Raw genomic sequence first — 12,294 nt, 5'->3', positions numbered from 1 at the left:
CGGCATACCTGCGAACGTGTCCACTGCTTCGGCCAGGTCGGCCGCCGGAGGCGCGCCCCACTCGTACCCGGCGCGGCGATACATCGCGTCGACGGGGTGCGCCCGATGGAAGCCGTAGGTGAGCCCGGCGGTGTGGGTGAGCAGGTGCCACACACGGATCGGCTCGGTGGCCGGCACCGTCGCCGCCTTGAGGTCGGAACCGCCGACGAAGACGCGCATGTCGGCGAACTCGGGCAGCCAGCGCGCGATCGGGTCGGTGAGCTCGAGCAGCCCCCGCTCGTAGAGCATCATCGCGGCGACCGACGTGATCGGCTTGGTCATCGAGTAGATGCGGAAGACGGTGTCCGGCTCGACCGGCGCGCCCGACTCGAGGTCGCGCTGCCCGTGGTGCGCCACGTGCGCGACCTCGCCGTGACGGGCCACCGTGAGCGACCAGCCGGCGAGACGGCCGTCGTCGACGTAGCGGGCAAAGTGCTCGTCGGTCCGGGCCAGCCGGGCCGGGTCGAAGCCGAGCTCGCCGGGGTCGGCAGACTGCTCCAGGACGCGACCACTGCTCATCGTGCTCACGCCAGGAAGTCCAGCACACGGCGCAGCAGCAGCGTCGTCGCCCCCGCGTCGTAGCCCGTCAGGCTCGCGTCAGCGAAGGAGTGCTCGCTGCCGGGATAGAGGAACAGCTCGGCCTCGGGGGCGGACGCGACGATCGCCTGCGCCGCCTCGAGGTCGCCCTCGCCGGTGAAGACGGGGTCGGCGTCCATGGCGTGGATCTGCACCGGCACCGAGGCCGGCCAGTCGCCGAAGAACTCGGTCGGGACGCAGGCGGACACGAGCACGGCACCCCGGGCGCCCGCCCGCGTCTGGGCCAACCGTTGGGCCGGCAGCACGCCGAGCGAGACGCCGACGTAAAAGATCCCCTCGGGCAGCGCCTCCGTCGCGCGCGCACCCCGGGCCAGGATCTCGTCGGGGAAGCCCAGCTGCTCGGCGTAGGCCATGCCCGACTCGATCGAGTCGAAGGTGCGCCCGTCGAACAGGTCGGGCGTGTGCACGGTGTGCCCCGCCTCGCGCAGTCGGTCGGCGAGACCGAGCATCCCCGGCGTCACCCCCTGGGCGTGATGGAACAGCAGCACCTCGGCCATGCGCCCCATTCAACCGTGTTCGATCAAGGACGCGGTCGCGGCACCGTCCGTGCTGCTGCGACCCCCCTAGGGTGGGGCCATGCCCGTCACCCTCGATGGCGTCGCCCGGCTCGCGCTGGCCCTGCCCGGCGCCCGCGAGGGCGAGCGACGTGGCACCCGCACCTGGGCCATGAACGAGCGGGTCTTCGCCTGGGAACGGCCGTTCAGCAAGGCCGACCTCCGGCGCTTCGGCGACGAGACGCCGCCGGACGGCGCGATCGTCGCCGTGCGGGTGGCCGACCCGGGCGAGAAGGAGGCGGCGCTGGCGACCTGGCCCGCGTGTGTCTTCACCATCCCGCACTTCGACGGCTACGACGCCGTGCTGGTGCACCTCCGCCAGGCCTCGACCCCCATCGTCCGGGAGCTGCTCGAGGACGCGTGGGCGACATGTGCGCCGGCGGCCGTCGTCTCCAAGTACAAGCAGGACCAGCGCCGGCGGCGCTGACGCCGCCCACCCTCAACGGATGTGGAGCTCAGCGCGGCTTCTCGAAGTGGTGGCGATCGACGATCGCGTCGTCGCCGAGCCACCGCCAGCCGTGTTCGGCGAAGATGCGCAGCACGTCGCGTCCCGCCCGGTCGTGCACGTCGGGGCCGATCGTGCCCGGGCGCGCGAGGTCGTACCGACTCCCCGGCGGCAGGCTGGTGGCCGGGTCGGGGCCGTAGGGATTGAAGGCCGGGTTGATGTCCACCGCACGACCCTGGCTGTGCACCGACCATCGGTCGCTGCCGCCGATGCGCCGCCAGTTGAAGCAGCTGGTGTTGTTCGCCGCCATCGACGCGTCGTCGTCCCAGTCGAAGGCGCTGATGGGCACGACCTGCGCGATCGGGAAGCCCGCCTCGAGCATGCGGTCGAAGATCGTGACCAGCTCGTCGGTGAGCGCGCGGTCGGCGACCAGCTCGCCGTCCCGCTCGACACCCGTGAGGTCGACGAAGCGCACCGGCACGAGGCACTGGCGGGCCAGTTCGTCGGGCGGTGCGGTCGATCCGGCGAGGGCCTCGGCCAGCTGCACGTCACGTGCCTACCGCACGGGCCGTCGGTCACGGGGGAGGCCGGGCCTTTGGGCTGTGATCGATCTTGCTGGCTCCCGCTGTGAGCACGACGTAAAGTGCATTTGACCGGAATTGAGAGGGTTCGGGACGAAGGACTTCCGGCCCTGGTCTCAGGTCCTGACCATGCCCGCCGATCAGGGTTCGTACCACCGTACGGCCGCTCGAGGAGTCCGTCCCCCCGTGTTCCCCGTTCACCGCACCCGCACCGCCCGCAGGTCGCTCCGCGTCGCGCTGGTAACCGTGGTCACCGCGGCCGCCGCGCTGGTCGCCGGCCTGACCTCGTCGGCGCCCGCCGCCTCGGCCTCCACCGGCGCCGCGTTCGCCGCGAACACCGTCTGGCACGGCACCTTCGCCGGGCCGTCGGTGCTGCGGGTCGGCTCGACCTACTGGGCGTACAGCACCACCTACGGCGGCGACAACCTGCCGGTGCTGCACTCGAACGACCTGCGCACCTGGGTCACCCGTGCGGCCTACCCGTCCTACGCCAACCCGGGGTGGTGGGCCGGCTACAACGACGCGATGCCGCACCCGGCCAGGTGGGCGCTCTACTACATCCACCGCAACGGCCGTGACTTCGCCTCGATCTGGGGCCCGGACGTCGAGTACATCGGCGGACGCTACGTGTTGACCTACGCCATCAGCTACCAGCGCGTCGGTCGCCACTGCATCTCGATCGCCACGTCGAGCCGCCCGGACGGCCCCTTCGTCGACAACACCACCGGCCCGATCGTCTGCTCGCCCGACCCGAACGGCTCGATCGACCCGCAGCTCGTCAAGGACTCCGCGGGCACGCCGTATCTCGTCTGGAAGGACGCGGGCGTCCGCGGCTCGAAGCCGACGATCATCTGGTCACGTCGGCTGAACAGCTCCGGTACCGCCTTCGCGGCGGGCTCGCGGCCGGCGAAGCTGCTCTACACCGTGCGTCCGTGGGAGGGCACGGTGATCGAGAACCCGGCGATGATCAAGTACGGCAGCCGCTGGTACCTCTTCTACTCGGGCAACGCGTACACGACCCCGAGCTACGCGACCGGCTACGCGCTGTGCAGCGGGCCGCTCGGCCCGTGCCGCCGTCCCACCACGCCGGGCCCGCTGCTGGCCACGGGCGGTTCGGTCGCGGGCCCCGGCGGGGCCGACCCGTTCGTCACGCCCAAGGGCGGCTTCCGGCTCGCCTACGCCGCGTGGGACCTGCCCTTCCGCTCCGCGGAGGAGCCGGTGCGGATGCACGTCGCGCTGCTCTCGGTGGACAGCCGGGGCTACCTGCATGTGCTGAACCGGGGCTGATGGTCCAATAGGGCCGTGGTGAGGGCACGTCCGGTTCGCGCATCCGGTGACCGGGGCAAGCGCCTGGACATCCAGGGGCTGCGGGCCGTGGCCGTCCTCGCCGTCGTCGCGAACCACCTCACCGGCCACCCGAGGGGCGGCTTCGTCGGCGTCGACGTCTTCTTCGTCATCTCCGGCTTCCTCATCACCGGGTTGCTGCTGAAGGATCTCGGCGCCGGCGATCGTCCGGCGCGCGTGCGGACGTTCATCGGCGACTTCTACCGCCGACGGGTGCGTCGACTGCTGCCCGCCGCCCTGCTCGTCATCGTCGTGACGGTGCTCGTCGCGCGATGGCAGTTCCAGCCCACGCGGTACGAGGCCACGCTGCACGACGGCGGCTGGGCGGCGGTGTTCTGGGCGAACTGGCACGAGATCCAGGTCGGCACCGACTACTTCGCCGCCTACGCCGCGCCGTCACCGTTGCAGCACTACTGGTCGCTGTCGGTCGAGGAGCAGTTCTACCTGGCCTGGCCGCTGGTGCTGCTCGTGCTCGACCGCGTCGCGCGCCGGGTCGCGCCGACGCATCGCCGCGCCGCGGCGGCGTCGGCAGCGGTGGTGATCAGCGCCGCCTCGGTGCTCTGGGCCTCGCATCTCAGCGTGGCCGACCCGACGTCGGCCTACTTCTCGACCTTCACCCGTGCGTGGGAGCTGGGGCTCGGTGCGGCGCTGGCGTGCGTGGCGCCCGTGCTGCGTCCGCCGGCCTGGCTCGCCGACCTGCTGGGGTGGACCGGGCTCGTGCTGATCGGCGTCTCGCTGTTCGTCACCTCGGGCGACCACGCCTTCCCGATGCCCGGCGCGGTGCTGCCCTGCGTCGGTGCCGCGCTGGTGCTGGCGGCGGGGATCGGACCGGTGTGGAACCCGGTGCTGACGAACCGGGTGGCGGTGTTCGTCGGCGACATCTCGTACTCGGTGTACCTCGTGCACTACCCGATCATCATCGTGCTGGGCACGCACCTGCCGTCCGGCGGCTGGCTCGACGCCGCCGCGCTGCTCGCGACGCTCGGCGCGGCCGTCGCGTTGTACGAGCTGGTCGAGCGGCCGGTGCTCGACTCGGGCTGGCTGCGGCCGCGTGGTCGCGAGCGCGCGGCGCGACGGCGGGTCGGTCAGGTGCTGCAGGTGCGCGAACGGCTGCCGCGGAAGGCGATCGGGGCCGTCGGTGTCGTCGGCGCCGTGGCGGTCGTCGCGCTGTGGCCCGGTGAGCAGGCGGCGCTCGCTCGTCGCTACCAGGCGATCAACGCGACGCCGTCCCCGGCGCCCGGGCGCACGTCCGCGGTGCAGCAGTTGCCGCCGGCCGCGGCGCACCTGCAGCAGGAGATCGACGCGGCGCTGAAGGCCACCTCGTGGCCGGCGCTGCGCACCACCATCGACGACCAGTTCGCGCATCGGTACGACGACTTCGTCGACCGGTGCGGGAACATCGAACTGCTCCCGGCCGCGCAGTGTACCCTCGGACCGGCCAATGCGCCGCACGTCCTCTACGTCATCGGCGACTCGACCGCCAAGGCCTACGCCGCCGGCCTCGAGGACCTCGTCGCCCATCACCCGGGGTGGCGGCTCCGGCTCGCCGCGGCCGGCGGGTGCGAGTTCGCGCAGGGTTCGTGGCTGCAGCACCAGGCCGTCGTGCAGGCGCACTGCGAGCAGCACAAGGCCGACGTGATCGCCGACATCCGCCGCACGCGGCCCGACGTCGTCGTGGTGACCAACGACCACGAGCCGCAGCAGCGCCCCGACGGGACGACGGTGAGCGTGCCGCAGCAGGAGGCGGCCACCTTCGCCGAACTCGCGCGGTTCCGCGACAGCGTCCGGCTCACCGTCGTGCTCGAGACCGCGCCCGGCGGTGGACAGCCGCAGACCTGCTACCAGCCGGACGGCAACCCGGTCGCCTGCGTGCGCACGGTGCCGCGCCTCTGGCAGCAGGCCGTCGCGGAGGACCAGCGGCTGGTCCGCACCGCGCCGCACACGGTCGTGATCGACAGCCGGTACTGGTTCTGCAACGCCAACGACGCGTGCCCGGCGTTCGTCGGCACGGTGCCGACGATGATCGACGACACCCACCCGTCGCGCGCCTTCGTGCGCACCATCTGGCCGGTGATCGACGAGGCCTTCGCGCGGGCAGGGGTCTTCACCGCGCGGTGACCGTCACGCGCCGGGTCGGTTGCGCGGCCCCCGCGCAGGGGTAGGTCGCACCCGTGACCAGTGCGCTGCGCAACTCGCGTCCGGACCCCGGGCGCGAGGAGCCGGAGATCGAGGAGGCGTTCGACCGCCTCGTCGGCGAGGGCAGCGACCGGCTGGCGCGGCCGTGGCCGTCGCTGCTCGCCACCGGCTTCCTCGGCGGGGTCGACGTCGGCGTCGGTGTGCTCGCCGCCCTCACCGTCGAGCGCGCGACGGGCGACAAGCTGGTGGCCGCGCTCGCCTTCTCGATCGGGTTCATCGCGCTCCTGCTGGCACGCAGCGAGCTGTTCACCGAGAACTTCCTGGTGCCGGTCATCGCCGCCGTGGCGCGTCCGGGCCACTGGACGCAACTGCTGCGCCTGTGGGTGGTGAGCCTCGCGACCAACCTCGCCGGCGGGCTGGTGATGGCGGCGATCACCATGGCGGCGCTGCCCGACCTGCACGAGGTCGCGATCAGCACCGGCACGCACTACGCGCGGCTCGGTGTCTCGTGGCGGTCGTTCTGGCTGGCCGTGCTGGCCGGTGTGGTGATCACCCTGCTCACGCGCATGCAGCACGCGTCCGACGATCTGCTGGTCAAGCTGGTGCCCGCGGTGGTGATGCCGTTCGTGCTGGTCGGCGGGCAGCTGTTCCACTCGGTGCTCGACTCGATCTTCATGTTCGCCGGCCTCTGCACGAACGCCGCGCCGTACAGCTGGTGGGACTGGCTGGCCGCCCTGGGCTGGTCGTCGCTCGGCAACATGGTCGGCGGCCTGACGCTCGTCACCGGCATCCGGGCGCTGCGGGTGACGCACCGGCTGGCCGAGGAGCGCGACGACGCGCACTGACGGCACGGTTGGATGGAGGCATGACCAGCTGGGCCGACATCGCCGGTGACGACCGGGGCGCCGAGTACGGCGCCCGCTTCGACCGCCTCGCCGCGGCGGGGCACGACGTGCACGGCGAGGCGAGCTTCTGCGCCCGGCGGGCGCCCGCCGGTGGGCGGGTGCTCGACGCCGGCTGCGGCACGGGACGGGTGGCGATCCGCCTGGTCGGGCTCGGCTTCGAGTGCGTGGGCGTCGACGCGGACGCCGACATGCTGGCCGAGGCGCGGCGACGGGCCCCGTCGCAGCGATGGGTCGAGGCCGACCTGGCCGCGTGGCGGGCCGACGAGCCGTTCGACGTCGTCGTAGCTGCGGGCAACGTCGTGCCGCTGGTCGATCGGGGCACCGAGGCGGCCGTCGTCACGAACCTGGCCGCGTCGCTGCGTCCGGGTGGGCTGTTGATCGCCGGCTTCGGGCTCGACGCGGCGCACCTGCCGCTGCCCGCCGCCCCGTTCGGCCTGGACGAGTACGACGCGTGGTGCACCGGCGCGGGGCTCGACCTGGTCGAGCGGTTCGCCACGTGGGACGAAGCGGCGTTCGACGACGGCGGCTACGCCGTGTCGGTGCACCGCCGCGCCGCGATCACAGCCTGATCGTCGTCAGCAGCCACTGCTGCGGCGTCGACAGCCGGCCGACCGCGACGCAGGTGGCCGACGTGCTGCACGCGACGTGGAACAGCGAGAGGTCGGACGCGTCGCCGGGCAGCGGTGCGACCGCCTGGGTGGCGCCGCCGGGGCCGGTGACGGCGATCGCACCGGTGGCGACGCCACTGTCGCTGCCGAGCGGCGTGTCGGTCCCGACCGAGACGCAGTGCGTCGCGTCCGTGCAGACCGTGTCCGCGGTGACGCGGTAGATGTCGGCGCTGCCCTTCGCCATCGCGCCCACGAACCACATGCCGCCGTGCAGGGTCTCGACGAAGCCGTCGGGATAGCTCGGGTCGACCTCGTTGGACGGCGGGGCCTGGTAGGTGCCGCTCGCCGTGCAGGTGCCGGCGCTGCACGCGATCGTGGTGAGCGCCGCGTCGACGGTCTGGTCGGCGTCGGCAGGCATGGGGGTGAGCGTGGACGTCCAGAGACCGTTCGCCTCGGAGGCGACCATCGGACGCGAGGCGGGCGACTGATCGGGCGTCCAGCTGCCCGCGATCATGCAGCCGGCGGCCGGGCACGCGATGGCGGCGGCGGTGCCCGACCCGCCGACGGTGGCGGCGTTCACCACGGGCGGCTGCACCACCGACGGCGTCCAGGTCGTGCCGCTCCAGGTCTCGACGAGCGGGCGCGCGGAACCGCTGGTCGGGGCCCAGTTGCCGACGAAGACGCAGTGGCCGGCCGCGGCGCACGCGACGTCGACCCGCGTCAGGTCGGCGAGCTGGCCGAGGCCGGGCATGGGCGCGTCCTGCGCCTGCCAGGTGCCACCGACCGACGCCGCCAGCAGCACGCCGTTCGAGCTGGTGCCGGTCGCGACGCAGGTGCTCGCGTCGCCGGCGCAGGCGATGCGGTCGTAGCTGCCGGAGGTCGCCGCCGGCGGCAGGACTCCGTCGACCTGCGTCCAGGTGCCGTCGGCGAGGGTCTCGACGAGGGGAGTGTCGGTGCCGTCGGCGGACCCGACCGCCGCGCAGGTCGAGCTACCGCACCAGATCGCGGCGAGGTCACCGCCGGTCGCGCCGGCGGGCAGCGCGAGGACAGCCGGCGTCCAGCCGCTGTCACCGAGCGTCTCGACGAGGGGTTGGCCGTCGGCGGTGGAGCCGACGGCGTAGCAGGTCGTGTCGGTGCAGCCGGTGTCGAGCACGTGCGCGGGGCCGGCGTCCGGCACCGGGGCGGGGGCGACCACGCTCGCGCGCGTGGGGGCCGTCGGGCGGGCGACGACGGCGTAGTGGTCGGCGGTCGTGAGGGGCGACGTGCCGTAGACACCGACGACCCGGACATCACCGGTGCCCACACCCGCCGGTGCCGTCACGATCACGCGCGTGGGCGAGACGGCGGTGACGGCGGAGGCCGCGTGCCCGTTCATCAGCACCTGGGTGATCGCGGTGAAGTCGTGGCCGTCGATGACCACGCGGTTGCCGCCGGTGAGCGGACCCTGCGCCGGGGTCACGGCCGTGATCGTCGGGCGGGGACGGTAGGTGTAGCGGTCGTGGGCGCCGAGCGCCGAGGTGCCGCCGGCGGTCGTCACCCTGACGTCGACGGTCCTCACGGCCTGTGAGGCAGGGGCGACGGCGACGAGCCGGCCGGTCGACGCGACCGAGAACGACGCGGCGCGCACCGTGCCGAAGCTGACCGAGGCGACGTGGCTGAAGTTGGTGCCGCTCACGACGACGTGCTCGCCGCCGCCCACCCCGCCGGCCGCGGGAGCCAGCGCGGTGACCGTCGGCGCCGGCAGGTAGGTATACCGGTCGCGCACCGTCGACCGCGAGGTGCCGGCGCTCGTGCGCACGTGCACGTCGACGACACCGGCGCCGTGCCGCGGCGCCGTGACGGTCAGCCGGGTCGACGAGAGCACCTGCACGCGCGTGCCGGCCGTGGTGCCGAACAGCACGGCCCGCACGTGCACGAAGCCGGAGCCCACGACGGTGATGCGGGTGCCGCCCGCGAGCGGGCCGACGTTGACCTTGACCGTCGTGACGCCCGGCGCCGCGGCGGCCTCGGCCGCAGGCGCGGCCGCGAGGGCTGCGGCGGTCGCGAGCACGGTCGTGAGGGCAGCGGACAGCGGGCGCCGGCGGAGGGTCGTCACGTCCTCCCATCGGCCCCGCCCGCCGCGCACTCAACCAACGGCCGCCGGCCCGGGACCTTGGGCCCGCCGCGCCCACGCTGGGGGAAGGCGCGTCGTCCCGGACGGTGCGGTCAGGGCTTGTCGCGGCGGGGTGGCTTGTACCGCTCGACGCGCGCCTTGCGTCCCTTGATCAGCGTCTTCGACAGGCCGGCGATGACCTCGCGCTCGCTGCCCTTCGGGATCTCGACGGTCGAGAACTTGTGCGTGATCTCGATGGCGCCGATCTGCCGGCCCGAGAGGGTGGTCTCGCCGGTGATCGCGCCGACGAGGTCCTGCGGGCGCACCTTCGCGGCGTGGCCGAGGCTGATGAAGATCACCGACGTCTCGCCCTGCGCCGCGCGCGGCTGCCGTGGCCGGTCACCGCCGCCGCCATCGCGCCCGTCCCGGTCGGGACGCGTCTCACGCGCCGCCGGCGCCGTCGGGATCTCGGTCTCGTCGTCGTCGATGCCGCTGGCCTCGTGGGCGAGCTTCACCGCCGCGAGCGCGATCTCCATGAGGTCGTGGTCGCTCGTCAGCGCCTCGACGACGACGCGGTACTGCTCCCAGTCGTCCTCGGCGAGCGCGGCCTCGAGCGCCCCGCGGGTGAGCTCGAGCCGCCGTGCGCGCAGGTCGGCGACGGTGGGCAGCGACTCGACGGCGATCTTGAGCTTCGTGGCCTTCTCGATCGACTTCAGCAGGCGGTGCTGCCGCGGCTCGACCAGCGTGACGGCCACGCCCTCGCGCCCGGCCCGACCCACGCGTCCGATGCGGTGCACGTAGGCGTCGGTGTCGGTCGGGACGTCGAAGTTCACGACGTGCGTGAGGTGGTCGATGTCGAGACCGCGGGCCGCGACGTCGGTGGCGATGAGCAGTTCGGCGGTGCGGTTGCGCACGCGGGCCATCACGCGGTCGCGCTGGTCCTGGGTCATGCCGCCGTGCAGCGCCTCGGCGCGGTAGCCGCGCGCGCCGAGGGTCTGGCTCAGCGTGTCGACCTCCTCGCGCGTGCGGCAGAAGACCACCGCGGCCGTCGGCGACTCGATGTCGAGGATGCGGCCGAGCGCGGACGCCTTGTGCTGCCGCGCCACGATGTACGCGACCTGGCGCACCCGCGCGGTCTCGGCCGGCGTGCGCTCGCGGGCGATCCTGATGCGCACCGGGTCGTGCAGGTGCTGTGACACCAGGCGGTCGATGCGCGCCGGCAGGGTCGCCGAGAAGAGCACCGTCTGCCGGCCGTCGGGCACGGCGCCGAGGATCGCCTCGACGTCCTCGGCGAAGCCCATGTCGAGCATCTCGTCGGCCTCGTCGAGCACCACCACGCGCAGGTCGTCGAACGACACGGTCTTGCGGGTGAGGTGGTCGATGGCCCGGCCCGGCGTGGCGACGACGACGTCGACGCCCGCCTCGAGCGCGCGGATCTGGCGCCCGATCGGCTGGCCGCCGTAGACCGCGAGCACGCGCGTGCCGAGCTTGCGGCCGTAGCGCTGCGTCGCCTCGGCGACCTGGATCGCCAGTTCGCGCGTCGGCACGAGCACGAGCGCCTGCGGTGCCTCGCCGCCCGGGATGATGCGCTGCAGCAGCGGCAGCGTGAACGCCGCCGTCTTGCCGGTGCCGGTGGCCGCCTGGCCGACGACGTCGCGGCCGCTCAGCACGGCCGGGATCGCCTCGCGCTGGATGGGCGTCGGCTCCTCGTAGCCGAGCTCGTCGAGCGCCTGGACCAGCTCGGCGGACAGGTCGAGGTCGGCGAAGGTGACGGCCTGCGGCTCGCTCATCCGAGCTGCCCGACGACGAGGTCGGCGATGATCGCGTACCCGTTCGTGCGCGGGTGGATGTCGTGGAACTCGCAGTAGTAGGTGAGCGAGCACACCTTGGCGACGGGCACCGGGATCTTCCCGTACGGCGCGAGCGTGGTCGTGTCGGTGAGCGGTTCGTACGCGCCGGTCGCCGTGGTGACATCGGCGAACCGCGCGCCGGCGGCGCTGTAGGCCGCCTGCAGCGCCGGGTTGATGAGCGACTTGAACGCCGTCACCGACAGCTGCGCGAGCTGCTTGGCCGCCGCACTGCCGTTGATCAGGTCGCCGAGGAAGACGTCGGGATAGGTGATGCCGACGATGCGCACCGACGGTCCCGCCGCCGTGCGCAGGCCCTGCAGCAGCGTCGCGAGGTTGGTCTTCACGGTGCCGAGCGCCGAGATCACGCAGCCCGTGGCGTCCTTGGCGAGCGCGCACGATGTGATGTCGTTGCCGCCGAGCGAGACGGTGATCAGCCCGACCTGCGCGCGATGGGCCTTGATGTAGGCCTCCGCCGCAGCGGCCTGGGGCTGGGTGTACGACGGCGCGCCCGGGCCGAGGAGGTTCGGCTTGCAGCCGGGCGACGTGAGCACCGAGCCGGTCGTCGCGCCCGCGCAGCCGAAGTTGACCAGCGTGTAGTCGTGGCCCTTCGCCTTGGCCTTGCTGACGACCTGGTAGGCGAATCCGTTCGTGGTGGTGCGGCCCTGGCCCTGCCCGGTCGGCTGGTAGCCCGCGGCGTACGAGTCGCCGATCGACACGTAGAGCTGCCCGCCGGCCGCGGCGCCGGACGTGGCCGCGGACGACGGCGCGGACGACGACGCCGGGGCGGTCGAGGCCGGCGCGGTCGTCGCGGACGACGTGCCGGTCGCGCCGCTCGAGGGGGTCGACGCGCCACCGGACGAACTGCAGGCGGCGAGCACGGCCGCCGCGGCGGGGACGAGGACGAGTGCGCGCGTCCGTCGCGCGACCGATGCAATCACCGCGTCAGCCTAGTCGTCGGCGCTGCCTACAGTGGACGAGTGGCGGACGCGGGGGACGAACCGGATCCGCGTCGCTGGTTCGCCCTGCTGACCTGCTGCAGCGCGCTGTTCATGACGCTGCTCGACGTGAGCATCACGAACGTCGCGCTGCCGTCGATCGGCCGAGCGACTGAGGCCACCCCCGCGCAGTTGCAGTGGGTGGTCA

11 protein-coding genes are annotated in these 12,294 nt (G+C 73.2%); 5 read left to right on the top strand and 6 right to left on the bottom strand.

The features are described from left to right. Both ACTHMS_RS18795 and ACTHMS_RS18790 read right to left on the bottom strand, forming a co-directional pair. Positions 1 to 558, bottom strand: a 558-nt coding sequence (locus ACTHMS_RS18795; protein WP_440308191.1) for a serine hydrolase domain-containing protein, incomplete at its 3' end; no start/stop codon positions are given. A 5-nt stretch (positions 559 to 563) separates the two neighbouring features. Further along, complete coding sequence (locus ACTHMS_RS18790; protein ID WP_440308190.1) at positions 564 to 1,133, bottom strand: dienelactone hydrolase family protein; 570 nt, start codon at positions 1,131 to 1,133, stop codon at positions 564 to 566. Positions 1,134 to 1,212: 79 nt separating this feature from the next. Between ACTHMS_RS18790 and ACTHMS_RS18785 the strand changes: the two genes are divergently transcribed. Next, on the top strand, positions 1,213 to 1,617 hold the full coding sequence (locus ACTHMS_RS18785) for an MmcQ/YjbR family DNA-binding protein (RefSeq protein WP_440308189.1): 405 nt from the start codon (positions 1,213 to 1,215) through the stop codon (positions 1,615 to 1,617). Between the two features lie 28 nt (positions 1,618 to 1,645). On the opposite strand, the gene ACTHMS_RS18780 is transcribed toward ACTHMS_RS18785, so the two are convergent. Then, a complete protein-coding gene (locus ACTHMS_RS18780; protein WP_440308188.1) occupies positions 1,646 to 2,182 on the bottom strand; it encodes a M15 family metallopeptidase in 537 nt (178 codons plus the stop codon). 280 nt (positions 2,183 to 2,462) lie between these two features. Between ACTHMS_RS18780 and ACTHMS_RS18775 the strand changes: the two genes are divergently transcribed. Genes ACTHMS_RS18775 through ACTHMS_RS18760 form a run of 4 tightly spaced genes read left to right on the top strand, consistent with a single transcriptional unit; the run spans position 2,463 to position 7,170 of the window. Then, a complete protein-coding gene (locus ACTHMS_RS18775) occupies positions 2,463 to 3,503 on the top strand; it encodes a glycoside hydrolase family 43 protein (protein ID WP_440308187.1) in 1,041 nt (346 codons plus the stop codon). Positions 3,504 to 3,518: 15 nt separating this feature from the next. Next, a complete protein-coding gene (locus tag ACTHMS_RS18770; protein WP_440308186.1) occupies positions 3,519 to 5,678 on the top strand; it encodes an acyltransferase family protein in 2,160 nt (719 codons plus the stop codon). A gap of 53 nt (positions 5,679 to 5,731) precedes the next feature. Further along, positions 5,732 to 6,541, top strand: a complete 810-nt coding sequence (locus ACTHMS_RS18765) for a formate/nitrite transporter family protein (RefSeq protein ID WP_440308185.1) — start codon at positions 5,732 to 5,734, stop codon at positions 6,539 to 6,541. Between the two features lie 20 nt (positions 6,542 to 6,561). Next, on the top strand, positions 6,562 to 7,170 hold the full coding sequence (locus ACTHMS_RS18760; RefSeq protein WP_440308184.1) for a class I SAM-dependent methyltransferase: 609 nt from the start codon (positions 6,562 to 6,564) through the stop codon (positions 7,168 to 7,170). Here ACTHMS_RS18760 and ACTHMS_RS18755 read toward each other — a convergent pair. The 3 genes from ACTHMS_RS18755 to ACTHMS_RS18745 form a co-directional block, all read right to left on the bottom strand. Further along, the gene (locus tag ACTHMS_RS18755) at positions 7,160 to 9,304 is read right to left on the bottom strand and encodes an IPT/TIG domain-containing protein (RefSeq protein WP_440308183.1); all 2,145 of its coding nucleotides are present in this window, start codon (positions 9,302 to 9,304) and stop codon (positions 7,160 to 7,162) included. The genes ACTHMS_RS18760 and ACTHMS_RS18755 overlap by 11 nt on opposite strands. 110 nt (positions 9,305 to 9,414) lie before the next feature. Beyond that, positions 9,415 to 11,091: a DEAD/DEAH box helicase gene (locus tag ACTHMS_RS18750; RefSeq protein ID WP_440308182.1), complete on the bottom strand. Its 1,677-nt coding sequence runs from the start codon at positions 11,089 to 11,091 to the stop codon at positions 9,415 to 9,417. After that, positions 11,088 to 12,089, bottom strand: coding sequence for an SGNH/GDSL hydrolase family protein (locus ACTHMS_RS18745; protein WP_440308181.1), 1,002 nt, complete (start codon positions 12,087 to 12,089; stop codon positions 11,088 to 11,090). Before ACTHMS_RS18745 ends, ACTHMS_RS18750 begins: the two co-directional genes overlap by 4 nt. Positions 12,090 to 12,294 lie beyond the last annotated feature (205 nt).

Source organism: Jatrophihabitans sp., assembly GCF_051960575.1.
Taxonomy (GTDB): Bacteria; Actinomycetota; Actinomycetes; order Mycobacteriales; family Jatrophihabitantaceae; genus JBQCEE01.
The sequence above is the reverse complement of the archived record's forward strand: the minus strand, read 5'-3'. Positions and strand labels throughout refer to the sequence as shown.